Annotated in this window: 18 protein-coding genes; 10 read left to right on the top strand and 8 right to left on the bottom strand. The window is 38.1% G+C overall.

The features are described from left to right. The first annotated feature begins 115 nt into the window (after positions 1–115). Positions 116–1,057, top strand: a complete 942-nt coding sequence (locus CL42_RS08975) for an NAD(+) kinase (RefSeq protein WP_035267328.1) — start codon at positions 116–118, stop codon at positions 1,055–1,057. A gap of 2 nt (positions 1,058–1,059) precedes the next feature. After that, positions 1,060–1,326 carry a YeaC family protein gene (locus CL42_RS08970; RefSeq protein ID WP_035267325.1) on the top strand — a complete coding sequence of 89 codons (267 nt, stop codon included), beginning with the start codon at positions 1,060–1,062 and terminating at the stop codon, positions 1,324–1,326. Between the two features lie 50 nt (positions 1,327–1,376). On the opposite strand, the gene CL42_RS08965 is transcribed toward CL42_RS08970, so the two are convergent. Next, positions 1,377–2,378 (bottom strand): glycosyl transferase family protein, encoded by a 1,002-nt coding sequence (locus CL42_RS08965; protein WP_035267324.1) that lies wholly within the window; start codon positions 2,376–2,378, stop codon positions 1,377–1,379. A 182-nt stretch (positions 2,379–2,560) separates the two neighbouring features. Between CL42_RS08965 and CL42_RS08960 the strand changes: the two genes are divergently transcribed. The 4 genes from CL42_RS08960 to CL42_RS08945 all read left to right on the top strand — a co-directional run bounded on the left by CL42_RS08960 (position 2,561) and on the right by CL42_RS08945 (position 7,845). Further along, a complete protein-coding gene (locus tag CL42_RS08960) occupies positions 2,561–3,703 on the top strand; it encodes an acyl-CoA dehydrogenase family protein (RefSeq protein ID WP_035267322.1) in 1,143 nt (380 codons plus the stop codon). 280 nt (positions 3,704–3,983) lie between these two features. Further along, positions 3,984–5,093 carry a prephenate dehydratase gene (gene pheA / locus CL42_RS08955; RefSeq protein ID WP_035267321.1) on the top strand — a complete coding sequence of 370 codons (1,110 nt, stop codon included), beginning with the start codon at positions 3,984–3,986 and terminating at the stop codon, positions 5,091–5,093. 19 nt (positions 5,094–5,112) lie between these two features. Next, on the top strand, positions 5,113–7,359 hold the full coding sequence (locus tag CL42_RS08950; RefSeq protein WP_035267319.1) for a bifunctional prephenate dehydrogenase/3-phosphoshikimate 1-carboxyvinyltransferase: 2,247 nt from the start codon (positions 5,113–5,115) through the stop codon (positions 7,357–7,359). Positions 7,360–7,470: 111 nt separating this feature from the next. Then, a complete protein-coding gene (locus CL42_RS08945; protein WP_035267318.1) occupies positions 7,471–7,845 on the top strand; it encodes a hypothetical protein in 375 nt (124 codons plus the stop codon). 67 nt (positions 7,846–7,912) lie between these two features. Here the strand turns inward: CL42_RS08945 and CL42_RS08940 are convergent, their stop codons facing one another. Next, on the bottom strand, positions 7,913–8,542 hold the full coding sequence (locus CL42_RS08940) for an alpha/beta hydrolase (protein ID WP_035267316.1): 630 nt from the start codon (positions 8,540–8,542) through the stop codon (positions 7,913–7,915). A 123-nt stretch (positions 8,543–8,665) separates the two neighbouring features. Here CL42_RS08940 and yaaA point away from each other — a divergent pair, with 123 nt between their 5' ends. The 3 genes from yaaA to CL42_RS17015 all read left to right on the top strand — a co-directional run bounded on the left by yaaA (position 8,666) and on the right by CL42_RS17015 (position 10,133). Beyond that, the gene (yaaA, locus tag CL42_RS08935) at positions 8,666–9,445 is read left to right on the top strand and encodes a peroxide stress protein YaaA (protein ID WP_035267315.1); all 780 of its coding nucleotides are present in this window, start codon (positions 8,666–8,668) and stop codon (positions 9,443–9,445) included. Between the two features lie 195 nt (positions 9,446–9,640). Further along, entirely contained in the window at positions 9,641–9,904 is a 264-nt protein-coding gene (locus tag CL42_RS17020; protein ID WP_051586568.1) for a hypothetical protein, read from the top strand. Continuing rightward, positions 9,894–10,133 (top strand): hypothetical protein, encoded by a 240-nt coding sequence (locus CL42_RS17015; protein ID WP_051586567.1) that lies wholly within the window; start codon positions 9,894–9,896, stop codon positions 10,131–10,133. Before CL42_RS17020 ends, CL42_RS17015 begins: the two co-directional genes overlap by 11 nt. Here CL42_RS17015 and CL42_RS08925 read toward each other — a convergent pair. From CL42_RS08925 to CL42_RS08910, 4 genes are all read right to left on the bottom strand, one after another. After that, on the bottom strand, positions 10,120–11,532 hold the full coding sequence (locus CL42_RS08925) for a cryptochrome/photolyase family protein (protein WP_035267313.1): 1,413 nt from the start codon (positions 11,530–11,532) through the stop codon (positions 10,120–10,122). The genes CL42_RS17015 and CL42_RS08925 overlap by 14 nt on opposite strands. Before the next feature lie 131 nt (positions 11,533–11,663). Next, positions 11,664–12,146, bottom strand: coding sequence for an FKBP-type peptidyl-prolyl cis-trans isomerase (locus CL42_RS08920; RefSeq protein WP_035267311.1), 483 nt, complete (start codon positions 12,144–12,146; stop codon positions 11,664–11,666). 135 nt (positions 12,147–12,281) lie between these two features. After that, entirely contained in the window at positions 12,282–13,568 is a 1,287-nt protein-coding gene (locus tag CL42_RS08915) for an NAD(P)/FAD-dependent oxidoreductase (RefSeq protein WP_035267310.1), read from the bottom strand. A gap of 122 nt (positions 13,569–13,690) precedes the next feature. Continuing rightward, positions 13,691–15,001: a D-alanyl-D-alanine carboxypeptidase family protein gene (locus tag CL42_RS08910; RefSeq protein ID WP_035267308.1), complete on the bottom strand. Its 1,311-nt coding sequence runs from the start codon at positions 14,999–15,001 to the stop codon at positions 13,691–13,693. A 179-nt stretch (positions 15,002–15,180) separates the two neighbouring features. Between CL42_RS08910 and CL42_RS08905 the strand changes: the two genes are divergently transcribed. Further along, positions 15,181–16,884 carry a M61 family metallopeptidase gene (locus CL42_RS08905; protein ID WP_035267306.1) on the top strand — a complete coding sequence of 568 codons (1,704 nt, stop codon included), beginning with the start codon at positions 15,181–15,183 and terminating at the stop codon, positions 16,882–16,884. 171 nt (positions 16,885–17,055) lie between these two features. Here the strand turns inward: CL42_RS08905 and CL42_RS08900 are convergent, their stop codons facing one another. Further along, a complete protein-coding gene (locus tag CL42_RS08900) occupies positions 17,056–18,831 on the bottom strand; it encodes an ATP-dependent helicase (protein WP_035267305.1) in 1,776 nt (591 codons plus the stop codon). Then, complete coding sequence (locus tag CL42_RS08895) at positions 18,824–20,080, bottom strand: ATP-dependent nuclease (protein WP_228133248.1); 1,257 nt, start codon at positions 20,078–20,080, stop codon at positions 18,824–18,826. The genes CL42_RS08900 and CL42_RS08895 overlap by 8 nt, the downstream gene beginning before the upstream one ends. Positions 20,081–20,181 lie beyond the last annotated feature (101 nt).

Genomic DNA, 20,181 nt, shown 5'->3' with positions numbered 1-20,181 from the left:
CTAATTCAATATTAAGGAGAAAATTAAGATTTTAAGTTGAGAAAATGTGAAATTATTCGTGAAATTCATAACATGAAACAGGCTTGAAATATGTAAGTCACAGAATGATGATGATATGATACTCAACAATTCATCTGGAGCCGTAGCATACGTGCAACTTTCAGCAAAGTCATTTCGTAATATTGGATTAATTGGACGACCAGATAAATCATCTGTGGTTGAGACTTTAAGTCTAATTCATGACCATTTGATTAGTTTAGGTTTGCATCCAGTTTTTGATTCAGAAACCGCTAAATTGGTCCCTTATAAAAATTCGCAAACGGTCAGTCGAGCTTTATTGGGTGAAGTTGCAGATTTGGTGATTGTCGTAGGTGGTGATGGTTCATTGCTTCAAGCGGCTAGATCTTTAGTGAAATACAATACTCCCGTCATCGGGGTAAACCGTGGGCGTTTAGGTTTCCTAACAGATATCAAACCGACAGAAGTGTTATTTAAATTAGATCAAGTCTTGAAAGGTGAGTTTCAGCTAGATCGCCGTTTTTTATTAGAAGTCGAAGTTCGTAGTAAAAATGAACTGATTTATGATGCAATAGCATTGAATGATGTGGTGCTGCATTCAGGTAAGTCAGTCCATATGATTGAGTTTGATCTTCATATTGATGGTCAATATGTTTATCGCCAACACAGTGATGGTTTGATTGTATCGACGCCTACGGGTTCAACAGCATATGCACTTTCTGGTGGTGGACCAATTTTGCACCCAAGTATGGATGCGATCGCGCTAGTGCCAATGCACCCGCATACGCTTTCTTCTCGTCCGATTGTGGTGGGTGGTCAAAGTGAAATTAAAATTCAAATTCGTAAGAATCGAGTGTTGCCAATGGTGAGTGCTGATGGGCAACACAGTGTTTCTTTAAATGAAGGTGATTGGTTGCATATTCGCAAACATCCTTTCAAACTTACTTTATTACATCCACCTGGATACGACTTTTATATGGCATGTCGTACCAAACTAGGATGGAATCAAGATTACGATTCATTTCATCAGCAGGACTAAACATGAATATTGAACAAATGTTATCAGTTTTGGATGCAGACATCGTTGCTCGTTTAAGAACTGCCGTTGAAATCGGTAAATGGCCAAACGGTGTAGCTTTAACTCAAGAGCAGCGTCAGATTTCAATGCAAGCAGTCATTGCTTGGGAAGCTAAAAATCTGCCAGAAACAGAAAGATCAGGCTATATTGATAAAGGTCATAAGGAGGAAGGTGATGAATGTGATTCACATGTTCCAGAGCCAGAATTTCAACCTATACGTTTTGTATAATCTTCTATGTTAAAAAAAGACACCTGATGGTGTCTTTTTTTAATCCGAATTTAAACTTGATGACGTGACTGCCAGTATTCTTGAGCCAAGGTCTGTGCTTGTGTAAATGTTTCAGCCACATTCATGGTGTAGAGTGCGATTGCCATAGTTTCAATAATAGCCACCTCTCCATAGCTATGGTGGGCATCACCTAACCATACGGCTTTGAAAGTATCTAAGTTCAACTCTTCTTCAATTGCTGAACGATCAGCTGTGAGTTTCGGAAGTTCAAGCTCATACAGTTCACCGTCTCGTATACCGCAAATTAAGGTTTTTGCATCTGGGTTTCGTTCAAATTCACCGCCTTCACCTTTAATCACCGCACTGTTAACGTAACCTAATTTGGCAGCAGTCTGTTGATGAGAACTGCGATACGCAGGGTGAAATATCGCTTGCAAAGTGGCTTTGGCATTGAAGGGATTGATGAGTCGTGAAAGCGTATGAATGGGTGAGCGTAAGCCCATGATATTGCGTAATGCAATTAAGTCACTCAAGGTCGGTGAAATGACTTCGAGTGGTATATAGGCAAAGTTATGCTGATTCAGTTCTGACGCCACTTCGTCTTCATTTTGACAAATGGTATAACCTAAATACTGTAAAGCTTGCTCTGTATATAATCGATTGATGGTATGTCCAGAAGCCCCATGCATTACAATACGATGACCATGTTTTGCTAAGCTTAACGCCGATAAGATAAACCACGGATAGTGTTTGCGTTTCCCCGCGTAAGAAGACCAGTCTAGGTCGACATCAATAGCTCTAAATTTAAGTTGATCACGAGTTGCTTGAACAAAGCCAGCCAGTTCATCTACAGATTCTTCTTTCACTCGTAAGAGCATTAAAAAAGCACCCAGCTGAACGTCTAATACCTCATTTTTTAAAATCATCTCAAATGCTTGATAGGCTTCTTCATAGGTCAGTGATCGCGCACCATTTTTACCTTTGCCAAGAATACGAACAAATTGCGCAAATGGGTGTTCAAAATCTTTATATAAATTACGTTTTGTATTCATGATCAATGCAGTTGGATGTTCTTAATGACAGTGTAACGTGAAATGATGTTTCGAATAAAAGCTAAATATCAAATGAGACTGACCAAATTGTATGAATTTTCAAGCTCTTTTGTCCATGACAACTGGAAAAAAACGGGATAGCATGAAAACTTATAAAAAAATGAAGTGTAAGGAACACAAGAATGTTGGCATATGATGCAGATTTAGAATTATTCCGTGATAATTTCAAACGTTTTATGAGTGAGCACGTTGCTCCTCATTATGAGCAGTGGGAACGTGAAGGAAAAATGCCACGTTCAGTGTGGAATGCACTTGGTGAAAATGGCTTCTTGTGCGTAGATGTTCCTGAAGAATATGGTGGTTATGGTGTTCCAACAGAATATTCTTTAATGTTGGTTGAAGAGTCGGCACGTGCAGGTTATAGCGCACTATCAACAGGTATTTCATGTCATTCAGAAATTGCAGCACCATATATTCTACACATCGCGAACGAAGAACAAAAAAAATACTGGTTGCCAAAAATGGTTTCTGGTGAAGTGGTCGGGGCAATTGGAATGACAGAGCCAGGTGCTGGTTCTGATTTACAAGCCATCCGTACGAATGCCATTTTGAATGGTGATCATTATGTTTTGAATGGTTCAAAAACCTTTATTTCAAATGGTCAGCATGCAGACTTGGTTGTGCTTGCCGTTAAAACAGATCCTCAGGCACGTGCTAAAGGCGTCTCACTTCTATTGGTTGATACTCATTTAGAAGGGTTTAAAAAGGGCACAAATCTCGACAAAATCGGTTTGCATTCCCAAGATACTTCGGAACTCTTTTTTGACAATGTCAAAGTTCCAGCTGATCAATTGTTAGGTCAGGCAGGTCAGGGATTTGCCTATTTGATGCAAGAATTACCACGTGAGCGCACAGCGATAGCTGCGACAGCATTAGGGGCAATTCGAGGTTCGATTGATGTAACTGTTCAATATGTCCAAGAGCGTCAGGCTTTTGGTCAAAAAATTGGACAATTCCAAAATTCTCGTTTTGTTTTAGCACAAGCGAAAATCGATGAACTGGCTACAGCTGCTTTTTATAATCAAAACCTAGCTTTGTATAAAGAAGGGAAATTGGATGTTGAAACAGCAGCTGCATTAAAAAGTTTCAGTACAGATATGCAAATGAAAGTGGCGGATAATCTACTGCAACTCTTTGGTGGCTATGGCTATATGACGGAATATCCTATTTCACGCTTCTTTGTGGATGCACGTATTCAACGAATCTACGGCGGAACCAACGAAATCATGAAAGAAATCGTAGCACGTGGCATGCTAGGACGTTAATTTTTATCCGTATTTACATCTCGCTTGATGAATACAAGCGAGATGTATTCGAATGTGTTTTCAATCTTAAAACTTATAGAACGAACTGATTAAAAAAAAAGATTAAAGCTATCCTATTCAATGTTCTTGTCTTTTTTCTAATTTATAGCGCATATTGGATTGATGATTATTTCAACTGTATATTTTTAAGTCTTATTGCCATAAAGTTTGGTTGCTTAACATTTGAAAGCTAACTATTGTTATACTGTTTACATAACTGATTCTGTAAGGCGACATTACAATGATCAACGATGATCAAAACACGACGAATTCTTTAGACTTAGCTAAAATACGCGAAGATATCGACTCAGTAGATCAACAACTCCAACAACTGATTAACCGTCGAGCACGACTTGCTGAAGCTGTAGCAAAAGCAAAATTTGCTTCTGAAGAAAATCCAATGTTTTATCGTCCTGAGCGTGAAGCACAAGTTTTGCGTAATGTGATGGAGCGTAATGAAGGTCCTTTATCTGACGTGACGATGGCGCGTTTGTTTAGAGAAATTATGTCTGCGTGCCTTGCTTTAGAAGCACCACAGAGCATTGCTTTCCTTGGTCCAGTAGGAACTTACACCCATTCGGCAGTACTGAAGCATTTTGGACATGATGCGGTTGTGCGCCCACTTCCTACAATTGATGAAGTGTTTCGTGAAGTCGAAGCAGGCAGCGCACACTATGGTTTAGTTCCTGTTGAGAACTCATCCGAAGGTGTGGTTAACCACACGCTTGATTGTTTTAAAGCGTCACATTTAAATGTGATTGGTGAAGTTGAATTACGTATTCATCATCAATTTTTGATTTCTTCAAATACGCGTAAAGACAGCATTAAACAAATCTATGCGCATCAACAAACACTCGCTCAATGTCGTGGCTGGCTCGATGCTCATTATCCAGGTGTTGAACGTGTGGCTCTGAGTTCGAATGCTGAAGCTGCTCGCCGTATCCGTAATGAGTGGCATTCTGCAGCAATCGCATCTGAAACAGCTGCGAGCTTATATGATTTAGAAATCTTACATAGCAATATTGAAGATAATCCAGAAAATACAACACGCTTCTTAGTTATTGGGCGTGAGAAAGTACCACAAAGTGGTAATGATAAAACTTCTTTATTGATCTCTGCACATGACCGTGCAGGTGCGTTATTAGAAATTTTAGCGCCGTTTGCTAAACACAACATTAGCTTGACCAGTATCGAAACAAGACCCGCATTGCCTGAAAAATGGGCTTATGTATTCTTTATCGATTTAGAAGGACATATCGAACAAGAGAACGTACGTGCGGCTGTTGAAGAAATTCGTCCATTAGTTAAAGAAATCCGTGTTCTTGGTTCATACCCGATTGCGGTACTTTAAAAAGAGTTGAAACCTAGATATGTCTCAACCTTTATTTAAAAAAGTTGCATTTATTGGGCTAGGATTGATTGGATCAAGTTTAGCTCGTGTCATTCAAGCACATGGTCTTGCTAAAAAAGTTGTGGCATCTACGAGATCTGCTCAAACGCTAGAAGATGCTAAAGCTTTAGGTTTGATTAGTGAAGGATATGCAGATGCCAAAGATGCAGTGGTTGATGCAGATTTAATCGTTCTTGCTTTACCTGTGAGAGCAACACAATCTGTATTAAATTCAATCAAATCTGTGATTACTCCTGATACCATTATTACAGATGTGGGTAGTACTAAAGGTAATGTGGTTGAGGCTGCAATTGCGGTTTTTGGTGAGCAGTTACCCGCAGGTTTTGTTCCAGGGCATCCAATAGCTGGTGCTGAACATACTGGTGTTCATGCAGGTAAAGTGGATTTATTTGCTAACCACAAAGTGATATTAACGCCGTTAGCAACAAGTGCTGAGTGGGCAGTGCAAAAACTGATTCAATTATGGCAAGCTGCTCAAGCTGAAGTGATTTGTATGGATGTGGAAAAGCATGATGAAGTGCTCGCGCATACGAGTCATTTGCCACATTTAATGGCATTCAATTTGGTTGAGCAACTGGCAAATCGTGAAGATAATCTGGACATTTTCCGTTATGCTGCAGGTGGTTTCAGAGACTTTTCTCGCATTGCGGCGAGTGATCCACAAATGTGGCATGACATATTCTTTGCCAATAAAAAAGCGATTTTGAATGCTGTTGATGGCTTTGAGAACCAATTGGCTCATATTCGACAGCTCATTGAAAACGAAGATTCAAAAGCACTCATGGGATTGCTTGGACATGCTCAAGCAGCACGCCAACATTTTAACCATATGCTTGCCAAGAAACCTTTAATGGAGAACAAAACTGTGACACAGCAATTTACTATTCTGCCGGGTGCTAAATCATTTTCTGGAAAATTTAGCGTGCCAGGTGACAAATCTGTGTCACACCGTTCAATCATGTTTGGTGCGATCGCTGAAGGTACAACACATGTTACTGGTTTCTTAGAAGGTGAAGATGCCTTAGCAACACTTCAAGCATTCCGTGATATGGGCGTAAATATTGAAGGTCCAAAAAATGGTGAAGTCACGATTCATGGTGTAGGAATGCATGGCCTTAAAGCTCCAGCAAGTGAGCTTTATATGGGTAACTCTGGAACTTCAATGCGTCTTCTTTCTGGAATGTTGTCTGCGCAAAAATTTGACTCAGTGATGACTGGTGATGCATCGTTGAGCAAACGTCCTATGGAACGTATTGCAAAGCCACTCCGTGAAATGGGTGCTCAAATTCAAACAACAGGTGAACGTGGCACACCGCCAGTATCGATCACAGGCAATCAGCAACTTAAAGGTATTCATTACGATTTACCGATGGCTTCTGCACAAGTGAAGTCTGGCATTCTGCTCGCTGGTTTATGGGCAGACGGTGAAACGTCGGTGACTGAGCCAGAACCTACACGTGACCATTCTGAGCGTATGTTACGTGCATTTGGTTATGATGTGAAAACTGAAGGTAATCGTATTTCTTTACAAGGTGGTGGTAAGTTAGTTGGCACGAATATTCAAGTGCCTTCAGATATTTCATCTGCTGCGTTCTTTATGGTGGGTGCTGCCATTACTGAAAATTCAGATGTAACACTTGAGGCAGTGGGTATTAACCCGACTCGTACGGGTGTGATCGAAATTTTGAAGCAAATGGGGGCTGATATTTCAGTCGAGAATGAACGAATTGCAGGTGGTGAACCAATCGCTGATATTCGAATTCGTGGCACTCGTACTTTGAAAGGCATCCACATGCCTGAAGATCAAGTACCTTTAGCGATTGATGAATTCCCAGCATTATTTATTGCTGCAGCTTGTGCTGAAGGTCAAACAGTGTTAACTGGTGCAGCTGAACTTCGTGTAAAAGAGTCCGATCGAATCCAAGTGATGGCTGATGGATTGAAAACAATGGGTGTTGATTGTACGCCTACGGATGATGGCATTATTATTGAAGGTAAAGGTAAGTCTGGTGATTGGTCTGCTATCTTTACAGGTGGTGAAATTGAGTCACATCATGATCATCGTATTGCCATGAGTTTCTCCATTGCGGGTCTGCGTACTTCAGGCGCAATTAAAATTGTGGGAACTGAAACCGTTGCAACAAGTTTCCCAACTTTTACTCAACTCACTGAACAAGCGGGTTTATCTATTCAAGTTAGTGAATAATACGACCAAAGATTTGTATATTTCTTTTCAAACAGCCAAGCAAAAGCTTGGCTGTTTTGTTTATATTGCTTATTCTAATTCTATATAATTAAAAAGCCTTTGGACGAGGAAATGAAAAAATTACAATTTTTAGTTGATCAAACGAAATACGCTAAGGCTCATTCAAGTCATTCTCATGATAATGCACAAACTTACGTTACAGCATTGTTATCTGAACAGTTGGTGCAACATGGATTTCACACTCAAACTACGAATCCGCATGAATTAGAAGTCAGTGTCTCTGATCACCCAATCGCTTTAGGGGTGAACTGTAATCAACCAGATGGCGAAGGACATTTTGTATGTGAAATAAGGGCGCATGCAGATGAGGAACAGGATTGGTTCCAAAAAATTGAGACGCAGAGTGTGATTAAACAACTTGCGCAAGCAGTAGAGCAGACATTAAGAGAAGATGAGTCGTTCCAATCGCTAGAATGGAAATCCTAACGAGGAATAAAACAAACCCAATGTAAAGAATCTACACTGGGTTTTTCTGAAACACGTAATATTTATATTAAGCCGTAAGGAAGCGAGTGATCGCGACGCGAAGTTGCTTCAAATAACCTGTGAAGAAGTGATTAGCACCAGGTAGTACTGTAATAATATGGCGTTGAGGCTTTGCCCATTCAATTAAATCGGATAATAAAGTGACTTCATCTGCCTCACCATGAATAAACAGAATATCACCTTTAATTGCCGGAGTAACATAGTGACGGATACCAGCAACTGTGGCTGTTGGTAAACCACATAGAATAACTTGTTCAGGTTGAATTTCTTGAGGTAGTGCATGATATGCCTTCGCCATGACATGTGCACCAAAACTAAAGCCTCCAACATAGAAAGGCAATGTAAGGTGTTTCGCGCGTACTTGACGAATGACTTCTAAAATATCTTCTGTTTCACCGAATCCTTCATCGTGAACACCTTCACTTTGACCTGATCCACGGAAACTTGGACGATAAACGATATAACCACGCTCAAGGAACATTTGAGCTAGCAGAGTGGGAACTTTGTGCTGAGGAGTACCACCTTGAAGCGGGTGAGGGTGACAAACGACCGCAAATCCTTTTACTTCAGACTGAGGATAATCTACAAAAACCTCAATTTTGCCAACAGGGCCTTGAATGAACATTTGTTCAGACATAAAAATACCGATTAACGTGCAGGAGAATCGTATATTTTAACGTCAATAATTAAAAAAAACACAATTGGAAATAAAATAAGTCTACTGTTATAGTTTGATTAATTGTTTTTTGATCAGGTTTCTATGTTTGCCTTAATTTCTCCTGCTAAGACATTAGATTATGAATCTACACTTCCAACTGATGAGCATACTTTACCAAGATTGCTTGACCACTCACAACAGCTTATAGACGTAAGTCGTAAACTGTCTGCTTCAGAAATCGCCAATTTAATGAGTGTGAGTGAAAAAATTGCGAATCTTAACGTGGAACGCTTTAGAGATTGGCAATCAGACTTTGATTTATCAAATTCACGCCAAGCAATCTTTGCCTTTAAGGGCGATGTTTATACAGGTCTGGATGCGTATTCACTTACGCAAGCTGATTTAGAATATGCTCAATGCCATTTAAGAATGCTATCGGGTCTCTATGGATTACTTCGACCACTGGATTTGATGATGCCTTATCGTTTAGAAATGGGCACTAAATTAGCAAATCCACGCGGTCACAATCTTTACGAATTTTGGGGAGATGAAATTACCCAGTTGATCAACCAAGACTTATCAGAAGCCAAGAGTGATTTATTGGTCAATATCGCATCCGATGAATATTATAAATCGGTGAAAGAAAGCAAAATTAAAGCAGAAATTATCAAGCCTGTATTTTTAGACCAGAAAAATGGAAAATATAAAGTGATAAGTTTCTATGCTAAAAAAGCGCGAGGATTGATGGCACGTTATATTATCGAAAATAAACTTAATACTGTGGATGATCTTAAATCATTTAATACGGACGGCTATTATTTCGATGCTGAAAGCTCTTTGAAAGGTGAGCTCGTATTTAAACGTGATGAGCAGGTGGCTTAAAAATAAATAGGCGGTAGCGGGGCAAGGTGTCTGATGATTGATTCATATTTAAAACAGTTGAGAAGATACTGGGCCGCTACTGCACAACAGCTTGAACTATCCTCATAGGATTCCATATCAATTCTTGATAGATTAGAAATTCATTACAGTGAGCCTCATCGTCACTATCACACAGTGCAGCATATCGTTGAATGTATGGATCACTTACAATTGGTTCTACCAAATTTAAAAGATCCTTTATCAGTCTCTATAGCTCTTTGGTTTCATGATGTCATTTATGAGCCTAAGGCACACGATAATGAACAACAAAGTGCTGATGTGATGCTGAACATCATATCTCCCCACATGGAGATGAGGAGATGTGAGAAAATTTATCAGTGGATATTAGCGACCAAAGAGCATCGTTGTGCATCTGATTCGGATCTTAACTATTTACTTGATATTGATCTTGTTACTTGATATTGATCTTGCAATTCTCTGTTCAAACGCCAAACGTTTTGAAGAATATCAGCAGCAAATTCATCAAGAATTCAGTTGGGTGCCCTCTGAAATTTATACACTAAAACGAAATGAAGTTCTTAATAGCTTTTATCAAATGGAATCCATTTATAAAACAGCATATTTCCATGACACTTTAGAAAATCAAGCCAAACAAAATGTAGAACGAGCATTATTTAGGCTGATTTGAAAGCAGCTAATGCGCGCTGTCGACTCATCTTTAAATCAACAATAGGTTTTGGGTAATTGAGTTTAAGATTCGGATTTTTAGCATAAGGTTCATGAATGATTTTCGCATCAAGATGAGCTAATTCAGGTACCCATTTGCGAATATAATTACCTTGACTATCAAATTTTTGTGATTGACTAATGGGGTTAAAAATACGGAAATAAGGTACAGCATCTGTACCTGTTGAAGCACACCATTGCCAGCCACCATTATTTGCCGCTAAATCTCCATCAATCAAATGTTGCATAAACCATTGTTCGCCTTTACGCCAGTCGATGAGCAAATTCTTACTAAGGAACATGGCGACAATCATTCTGACACGATTGTGCATCCATCCTGTTTCAAGCATTTGACGGATTCCAGCGTCCACAATAGGAATACCCGTTTGTCCAAACTTCCAAGCATTTAATTCATCGGGTGCATCACGCCATGGCACATTAGACGTATTTAAATTGAATGGTTGATATTTCGATAATCTTGGAAAATCAAATAGGATGTGTTGATAAAATTCTCGCCATAATAACTCATCTAACCAAGTTTGTTGACCATCAGAGTAGAGATGAAAATTGCCATTTGAGCGACTAAAAATTGCAGCCAAACATTGTCGAATCGAAACAATTCCTAGATTTAAATACGGTGATAATTGACTGGTAGCATCAATGTTTGGAAAGTCGCGTTGTTGTTTATAGGGCTCTAAATTCTCGTCAACAAATTTCTCGAGCATTTGTAGTGCAAATGACTCTCCAACAGGCCATTGATATTTAACCTGAGCATCAGGATAAAAATCATGTATCGATGGAATTTTGAAGGTATGAAAGCGTTGTATAAGCTCATGAGGCTGTACTTTCGGTACAGCGAGTGGTTGAGGAACAGAGATATTCAAGATTTCATAGCATGCACGTTTATAAGCACCAAAAACTTGATAAGGCTGGTGTGTCTTATTACGAATTGATCCAAGTGGGAAAATTGTGCGGTCATGATAATACTCGACAGTTACTTTATGCGATTCTAATAAGGTCTGCACTTGTGCATCACGATGTAACTCATTCACGCCGATTTCAATGTTGGCGTGTATCACAGTAACTTGATATTTATTTGCGAAAGTTAATAATCTAGCTGGTACATCGTCCCATTGGGGAACGATTTCCACCATAAGTGGGATATTGAATTGCTTTAACTCAATTTCAAGTGATTTAAGTTGGCGAAGATAAAAGTCAATTTTAATCTCTGCATCATCATGCAATTTCCATTGTTCAGGCGAAAGTATCACCACTGCACAAGTATTCCCATGCCGGGTTGCCTCCATCAATGCCGTGTTATCCCTAACTCTTAAATCCTGACGAAACCAAATGAGATTCATATGATTAATATCCAAATATCCTCATGAAATTATAAGAATTTGAATCATTTAAATCGTTAAGCATTGTAATTTTTTGCATAAAAAAAAGGCGAAGCAGAAGCTTCACCTTTTTGTCCTAAAATCCGTAGATCTTAGTGGTGGTGACCACCTACACCGTGAACGTGACCGTGATCTAACTCTTCTTGAGTTGCTTCACGGATTTCAACGATTTCAACATCAAATGTTAAGTCTTGACCAGCAAGTGGGAAGTTAGCATCAACGATTATGTTTTCGCCTTCAACAGCTTTAACAGTCACAATTTGAACGCCATCATCAGTTTGCGCTTGGAATTGCATACCAGCTTCGATGTTGTCTACGCCTTGGAACATTTGTTTAGGTACTTCTTGAACTAAATCAGTGTTGTACTCACCATAAGCTTCAGCAGCAGGAATCGTTACTGTGAATTTGTCACCAGTCGTTTTACCTAACATTGCTTTTTCTAAGCCAGGGATAATGTTGCCAGCGCCTTGCAAATATGCAAGTGGTTCACCTTGAGATTGATCGAGAGTTTCACCCTCTGCATTAGTCAATTTATAGTTAAATAAAACCACAAGGTCATTTGCAATAACTGTCATGTTAATGATCCATTCAAATATGTTAAGGGTACATCATAAAGTGAAAACCAATTTTTGTAGACAATTTTCTAAAAAAAATGCAGTTTCGATAATTTATAACGCTTAAATATTACATTGGGGCGTCTTTTCGATTTTTCAATGCAATTTGATTTTAGGTGCTATTTTTCTGGTCACAAAATCTTTGGCTGTGAGTAACCCTGCCTGTGCATAACCATAAATCGTGGCTTGATGCAGTCGGTAAAGCGATACATACATCGACTTCGCCACAAATCCTTGAACATTGACCTGACCTAGTAATTCACCGACTGCTTTATTCTCACTTAAAGATACAAGTGAACCTTTGTCAGAAAAATTGAACATAGGTTGTGATTTCCCTGAAATTCGCGCTTTCATTGCATCAACGAGGAAAGCAGCCTGTTGACTTGCAACTTGCGCACGCGGTCCTAAAGCTGTTTCACGGGCATCTAGAATACAGTATGCGCAATCACCGAAAGCAAAAACATTCGGATCTGCTTTTGTTTGGAGTGTTGCAAATACGTGTAAGCGACCCATACGATCTTTTTCGAAGCCTTCTAGGTTTTGAATCACTGCTGGAGTTTTAATTCCAGCAGCCCAAACTTTTAATTGTGCTGGAATTGAACTTCCATCATTAAAGTAAATTTGATCAGCATCCACTTTTTCGACACGCTTAGACGTTAAAATATCCACATTCATGCGCTTAAGCTGCTTAGTGCTGTGGTCTGACATTTTTTCAGAAAGAGCCGGTAGAATACGATCCGCGCCTTCGATTAGTGAAATTTTGACGTTTTTAGGGTCAATTTTATTAAGACCGTATTTAAAGAAGTTTTGTTTGGCTTGAACTAATTCAGCTGCAAGCTCAACACCTGTTGCACCTGCACCTATAATGCCAATATGCAGCTCACGATGGTCATTGTTATTTTGAGCTTCGATATAAAGATGAAGTAGATGCTGCTGGAACTGTTCAGCCTGTTTTGGATTATCTAAATAGTGACAATGTTCTTGCACACCTGAAGTATTGAAATCATTGGAAACCGAACCAACCGCTAGAATAAGAGTGTCATAACTTAGCGTTAAATGATCAGTCGATTGGTCATAGGTCGATGCAACAGGTTTGAGCAATTGAATGGTCTTGGCTTCACGATCTAATTGTTCGAATTTACCCAATACAAACTCATAATGATGCTTCGCAGCATGACCAAAATAGTTTGTTTCTTCATCACTAGGGCTTAACGTACCTGCTGCAATTTCATGTAAAAGTGGTTTCCAAATATGTGTAAGCTTTTGGTCAACTAATGTAATTTTTGCTTTTTTAGATTTGCCCAGCGTATCACCCAGTTGTGTTGCTAGTTCTAAGCCACCAGCACCACCACCCACAATGACAATATGATGAAGATTCGACATTTAATATTCCTATTTTTATAGCGTCATAAATAAAAAAGAGATGGGGTTAATATGCCATCTCTTTTTTAAAAGAATTGTTCTTTTTGTATTACAAGTTACAGATTTACAATAAAAAACTGCAATCAGTTTAAAGGATAGATTTTTGCTTGATTTGCACTGCTAGATCCGAAACTAAATAATTGTTTAAACCAATTCAAAATACTTTCAAACCATGATGCTTCATCAATTTGAAGTTCATCCTCAATCAATACCGTTTGAATGAGTCGATTATTTTGATAGATATGAATACGTGCCAACTGCTGAATTTGCGCAATAGGTGCGGTTAATGATTGTGTTAGTAGCTCGACGTTCATATGCGTTTGAGTTTGCTGTAAAGGCTCAAGAGCTGAAGTGAATCCAAAAGCATCTGTTTGAATCAAACGATGAGTTTGATTGTCAAAATTACGCATATCAATCATTTGATTCGCGTTATACAAAGAGGTCGTCACGATACTTGGCTTTTTAGTTTCGACTTTGAACATTTTTAAGGTAGATGCGACTACAGGGAGTTCAGCAATTAGTTGCTTATTTTTAATTGCAATTTCATTGCGTGTATAGGCATAGGATAGGTTTAAAAGTTGATGTGCGATTTCAGCGCGTTTAAAGCCACTTTGAGCACCGAGTACCACAACAATAAGTCTCCTTTGATTGAGGTCAAATTGTTGAGTTGGTCGGTTGGCTGTAAGTGCAAGGTTATAGCCTGCAGCACGAGTAAACCCTGTTTTTAAACCATCAACAGTAGCATCTTGTTTTAGTAAGATATTCGTTGCACGGTGAAAATGCTGATTGTAAGTAAAACTTTGCTGTTTCGAGTAGTCAAGGTAATCGGGTGTTTCATTGGTGAGCGCTTGTGCGAGCACGGCTAAATCATGCGCTGTTGAATAGTGCATGTCCATTGTAATGCCCGCTGGATTGGCAAAGTTTGTATCTTTCATGCCAAGTGCTTTGGCTTCTTGATTCATGCGTTGAACAAATGCAGGCACTGATCCTGAAATTCGTTCAGCCAATGTGACAGCAGCATCGTTGGCAGACATGATAATTAAGCCTGCCAAGAGCTGATCAATCGTAATTTGTTGAGTCGGCTTCAGATACATCTGAGACTCATCCCATTGAACTACATTGACAACTGGTGTGGCAGTAATAACTTCATTTTTGCTAATTTTACCCGCTCGAATGTCTTTCAGAGCGATGTAAGCCACCATCATTTTGGTTAACGAAGCTGGTGCACGTTGGACATGGCTATTGTGTTCAGTAATGATTTGACCTGATTGTGGATCTAAGACAGTCCATGCTTCAGCTTCTAAACTTTCTGGTGCAACCTCGAACAAGGAAGCATGTGTGATATTTACAATAAAAAAACTAAAAATTATGAGTAGAGCAGAGTAGAGTTTCAACGGGTTTACCTATATAAGCCAATCCAATGGCATAGATCATCAAGCACACCGCATGCTATGCCTTTTTTTTCTGAAACTCTAGTCAGATTTGTAGACAATTAATACGAATCGCGCAACTCCAAGTAAAAAAATGCTAATCTAAATACAAGTTGGTTCTATAGTTTCTCAATTAAGACATTATGTTGCATTATCAGATCGAATTTGACGACTTTCGTCAGCATCTCATTCACGTTACTGTTCGTTTCGTTGCTCAACCAACTCAAGTATTGAGCTTGCCAACTTGGATTCCAGGAAGTTATCTCATTCGAGAGTTTTCAAAACATATTGAGTCTGTTCGTGCCTATGATGAAGATGGTCGAATACTCAAGATTCGTAAAAATGAAAAAAATAAGTGGCAGTTATTTAATACTGATTTTGAGCTGATTACGGTTGAGTACGACGTCTATGCATACGACCTCTCAGTACGTGGTGCTTATGTTGATGAAACACGCTTATATGTGAATCCTGCTTGTGCATGTTTAGGTTTAGAAGGACAAGAAGATAAAGCGGTAGAAGTTGAGTTATTTTTGCCAGATGAATTGAAACATTTCCAACTCGCTACAGGATTGGCATCTAAAAGTTTAGTGCGTGGTCGCTATACGCTTAAGGCAAAAAACTACGCTGAATTGATTGATGCACCATTTGAGCTTGCAGATCAAACTCGTTTTGCTTTCGAAGCAAATGGTATTCCACATGAGTTTGTGGTTTCTGGCAAACATGCGATGAATGTCGAACGTATGAAACAAGACATTGAGAAAATCTGTGCGACAGAAATATGCATGTTTGGTTCAGCACCATTTGAAAACTACACCTTTATGACCATCGCGACGGGTAACAGTTATGGTGGTTTAGAGCATCCGAACTCAACCAGTTTGATTTCTCCACGTGATGATCTACCTAAGTCCAATGAGCCTGTTGAACCTTCCGTTGATTATCAGCGTTTCTTAGGTTTGTGTAGCCATGAATATTTTCATTCATGGTTGGTGAAATTTATTCGCCCTGAAAATTTTGTGAATTATGATTTAGACAAAGAAGGCTATACCTCTTTGTTATGGATTTTTGAAGGCTTTACGTCCTACTATGATGATTTAATTCTACTTCGTAGTGGTGTGATTTCTCAGGAATCTTACTTGAAGTTGTTAAAGGCGCAGATCGATCGTTATTTGCAAAATCCAGGTCGTTTTGTTCAAACTGTTGCAGAGTCAAGTTTTGATGCATGGGTCAAATTCTATCGTCAAGATGAAAACTCTAACAATGCTGGCACAAGTTACTATAACAAGGGTTGCTTAGTAGCGCTGTGTCTAGATTTAGGTTTACGTTTAAGAGGTTCAAGTCTTGATGTATTGATGCGTAAGCTGTATGAAAATGCGCAACAGGGTATACAGGTTCATGAACGTACCATCTATGAACTATGCCAAGAATTAACAGGTGATGATTGGTCTGAACAAATTAACCATTTGATTAATACCACGGATGAGTTACCGCTTGATCAGTTGTTCCCTGAATTTGGCTTAGACTATGTTTTAAAGCATGATAAATCTTTACCATTTGGTTTAAAACTTGTCGATAAACCTGAAGGTGTATTAATTCAGTCTGCTCGTCGTGATGGCGCTGGTGTTAAAGCTGGGCTTTCTGCTCATGATATTATCATCGCAGTTGATGGTTTAAAGGCGACCACTAAGCAACTCGATAAGTATGCAAAATTGGAAGGTACTTTTAATGTGCATGCTTTCCGTCGTGATGAATTAATGCAATTTGAAGTTCAAGCAGGTGGTAGTGAACTCACTGAAGTAGATCTTAAGGTTTCCGATCAATCTAAAGTTGAGAAATGGCTTAAAGCTTAATTTGCTTAGATTAGAAAATTCATGAAAAACCCATGCCACAACTCTCTCTAGTGAAAAATATATAAAAAGAAGATAGATGATATATTTAACTATATTTACCATATACTTAAGTAATCATCTATTTTTTATATATGTATAAATTGATATATAAATAATTTTTAAATAAATTTCTTACTCTGTACTTCTTCGATAGAAATCAACTAAGAACTCAGAATGATTACTTTCTTGAAAGACCAAGTGTAGTATTTTTTTGGGACGAGTAACCGCCACATAAAAAAGCCTTCTAGCCTCTTTTAATTGTTTTGGTGATTTTTTATCTCTCCAGTTAGGTATTACATCGTCGTTAAGTCCAAATAATATAACTGCATCAAATTCACGGCCTTTAGAGCTATGAAAAGTAGTAAGTGTTAATCTGCCAGTCCCTTCAGTTTTTCCAGAAAATAGATCAAGAGACATATCTTTATTAGATGCAGGCGAGGTTTTTTCTAATAATTCTGAACATATTTCCCATTCTTGTAAGTTATTACGGCAAATTGTTTTCCAAGGTTTTACTAGTTCTTGGTTAAAGCGTAATAACCATTCATTTGCAGTTTCTGTTATAGACTTACTATTTTGAAGAAAATTAATAAGTTGAAGTCCTAATTGTTGTTCTTCATTTTGAGTGTAGTGATGACCATAGACTATAATTAGAGCTTTGTTGTATAACTCCCTAAATGGTGGTTCAGCATCTTTCCATCCTCCAGTTACCCATTTTGCGCAATCTTCAATAAAACGGGAAAACTTTGAACTTCTTTTGATTAAAGAATTACCATCAGTTCTATGATATGGTAATTGATTAGCTTCCAAAGCTTCTACAAGTTTGTCTCCTAGCCAAGCAGCCCTATATAAAATTGCAATATTTTCATTTTTAAAACCCTGCGTATTTAGCTGTGATAATAGTTTATTTACAATGAAATATGCCTGTCCTTCTATCCCACCATTTACAGAATTAAATATTATTTCTCCTTCAGGGGCATCTTCAGGACTTTCATAGTATCTATTTTCATTAAGTGCTGCTGAAGATGCTTTAACAATTTTTGTTCCTGAACGGTAATTAAATCTTAATTGAAACGTTTGGACATCTTGTCTTACAGTTAAACTTTGGAGTAATTCGGGATTTGCACCAGTAAATCCATAGATAGATTGATCTGCATCTCCAACAGCAAATAACCGAACATTTCCAGTAAAACAAAGTAGCTGAACTAATTCGTGAAGCCCATGACCTAAATCTTGATATTCGTCTACAAATAAAATCGGAAAACGAGCTTCTAAAGCTTTACGAATCCATGGATTCTCTTTGATCATTCTGAATGCTATAAGAGGCATATCGTCAAAATCAATAAGTTCTTTTTTTCTTAGTTCCTGTTCATATTCCTCAATAAATTCAGCTAGTTCTTTATTATGACCTTTCCAGCTTTGGTGTGTCCGATCTAGTTCACGATTTCGCTTTTCTTTAGCAAACTCCCATTGTTTATGGGGGTCTCCAGAATCTTGGTATATTTTTTTATAAGCATCTTCTATCGCTATACGGCATTCTTTTGAACCTGCTACTTTAAACTCTTGAGGGATATTGCATTCTACACACCGAGAATAAGGCATTATTATTTGTGTTAATGCAAAGCTATGTACTGTACCAATAAAATTTGCACCAGTAGTTTCAATACCAAGTTTTGATAATCGAGTTTCAAGTTCAATCGCACATTCATTATTATAAGTTATACATGCAATTGCTCTTGGAGCAATAACTTCTTCTTTAAGAGTACGAGCAATAGCTGTTGTGAGAGTTTTTGTTTTCCCACTACCAGGACCAGCTAAAACAACACAATGAGTCTTACAATGCACTGCCTCAAATTGCTCTTTGTTTTTTTCTAATTCTGCTAATGCCTTTTGTAAAGTGTAATTAGACATTCTTCACCATATACTCAATTGCATCCTGAATATATTTAGGAACTTGTATAAGTTTCCCACCAGATATTTTCTTTTTTAATTTTCCACTTAAGCGCCCTTTACCAATATCCTTTACCATAGCAAGTAACTGTGTACTATCTATTTTACTGGAATCAGTTTTCCATTCATTAATACGCTTTGTACGTGTTGATCCAAAACCTTGTTCATCTAAAATCTCTAATAATACTGAACTTAAATTAGGTGTTTGTGCTATCGCAACTTCAAATGTTTCATTATTCAAAAATATCCCAACTTTACTAAATGAGCTACTAAACTCATCAAAATCAGCAGTCTCGGCCCATTCTCTATTTTTTTCAGTTAGTATGTTTAATTCAGTATTAACTTCACAACGAGAGTCCCAAATCCCTACACATCTTGCTCTTCCTAGTGCAGGTTTTGTTCCATCTAATGGATCCCAATCAGTGATAACTACAATAGGTATACCTAAGCCTTCAGCTAGTTTGATATATGGATTAAAGTTATTACCTGAAACATTACATACAGTAATACCTAATCCATCTAAGTCATAATCTAATATTTCAGCAAAACTCGGAATTAGAGTTTCTTCGGCATCTCCTTCAACGAAAATAACTCCTTTGGCAAACAGTATCTCAGAACGAGTTGCTATTAAATATCTTTCTATATCATCTTTTTCATCTTCCTCAATTGGCAAGTCTGCTAATGAAAATGCTTTTGTACTGGTTTTCACATACCTTAAACTAATAATAGAACGTAGAGGTACAATAGATGCCAATGTTGGTGAATGACTAGTGATAATCAGTGCTTGCGAATCATCCTTTTCTTTAAAAATATTTTTAAAAACAGTGCGTTGCAATTGTGGGTGTAGGTGAGCTTCTGGTTCCTCTATACATAAGAGAGAATAATTTCTTTCATTTTTAGCTTTACGCCATGAGAATTCCTCTAGTTTTAAAGCCATCAGCATCACATTCGCCGACCCTAAACTTGCTTCTGTAATACTGCGTTTTCCTTCATCAATATACATACCAATGGCACGAAATAATCTTAATGGATCAGCATTAGAAAAGCGCAGTGATGTTTTTAAATCATGCCCTTTCCCTGAAAGACCTAAGATTTTTTCACCTAATGATTTATTCAACTCTTGAATTGATGGTTGTTCAATAATTTTAGTATTTGCAGCTTCTAAATCTATTGATACTTTGCTTAACTCAGTTGAATCAATTGATCCCATAGCATTTTCGATAAGTGGTCTTAAAGGTGAATTTCTCCAAGAACCTAGTTGATTTTCCGCATCGCGTAATGCATCCAGAAAATCTAAACAGATTCGTCAGA

The organism is Acinetobacter sp. Ver3, from assembly GCF_000632455.1.
Taxonomy (GTDB): Bacteria; Pseudomonadota; Gammaproteobacteria; order Pseudomonadales; family Moraxellaceae; genus Acinetobacter.
Note: the sequence above shows the minus strand (reverse complement) of the source record. Positions and strands in the feature narration are given on the sequence as shown.

Excerpts from the sequence above, each read along its gene's own strand:
- CL42_RS08975 (WP_035267328.1), top strand. The coding sequence starts at position 116 with ATGATACTCAACAATTCATCTGGAGCCGTAGCATACGTGCAACTTTCA.
- CL42_RS08970 (WP_035267325.1), top strand. The coding sequence starts at position 1,060 with ATGAATATTGAACAAATGTTATCAGTTTTGGATGCAGACATCGTTGCT.
- CL42_RS08965 (WP_035267324.1), bottom strand. The coding sequence starts at position 2,378 with ATGAATACAAAACGTAATTTATATAAAGATTTTGAACACCCATTTGCG.
- CL42_RS08960 (WP_035267322.1), top strand. The coding sequence starts at position 2,561 with ATGTTGGCATATGATGCAGATTTAGAATTATTCCGTGATAATTTCAAA.
- pheA (WP_035267321.1), top strand. The coding sequence starts at position 3,984 with ATGATCAACGATGATCAAAACACGACGAATTCTTTAGACTTAGCTAAA.
- CL42_RS08950 (WP_035267319.1), top strand. The coding sequence starts at position 5,113 with ATGTCTCAACCTTTATTTAAAAAAGTTGCATTTATTGGGCTAGGATTG.
- CL42_RS08945 (WP_035267318.1), top strand. The coding sequence starts at position 7,471 with ATGAAAAAATTACAATTTTTAGTTGATCAAACGAAATACGCTAAGGCT.
- CL42_RS08940 (WP_035267316.1), bottom strand. The coding sequence starts at position 8,542 with ATGTCTGAACAAATGTTCATTCAAGGCCCTGTTGGCAAAATTGAGGTT.
- yaaA (WP_035267315.1), top strand. The coding sequence starts at position 8,666 with ATGTTTGCCTTAATTTCTCCTGCTAAGACATTAGATTATGAATCTACA.
- CL42_RS17020 (WP_051586568.1), top strand. The coding sequence starts at position 9,641 with ATGGATCACTTACAATTGGTTCTACCAAATTTAAAAGATCCTTTATCA.
- CL42_RS08925 (WP_035267313.1), bottom strand. The coding sequence starts at position 11,532 with ATGAATCTCATTTGGTTTCGTCAGGATTTAAGAGTTAGGGATAACACG.
- CL42_RS08920 (WP_035267311.1), bottom strand. The coding sequence starts at position 12,146 with ATGACAGTTATTGCAAATGACCTTGTGGTTTTATTTAACTATAAATTG.
- CL42_RS08915 (WP_035267310.1), bottom strand. The coding sequence starts at position 13,568 with ATGTCGAATCTTCATCATATTGTCATTGTGGGTGGTGGTGCTGGTGGC.
- CL42_RS08905 (WP_035267306.1), top strand. The coding sequence starts at position 15,181 with ATGTTGCATTATCAGATCGAATTTGACGACTTTCGTCAGCATCTCATT.
- CL42_RS08900 (WP_035267305.1), bottom strand. The coding sequence starts at position 18,831 with ATGTCTAATTACACTTTACAAAAGGCATTAGCAGAATTAGAAAAAAAC.
- CL42_RS08895 (WP_228133248.1), bottom strand. The coding sequence starts at position 20,080 with ATGGGATCAATTGATTCAACTGAGTTAAGCAAAGTATCAATAGATTTA.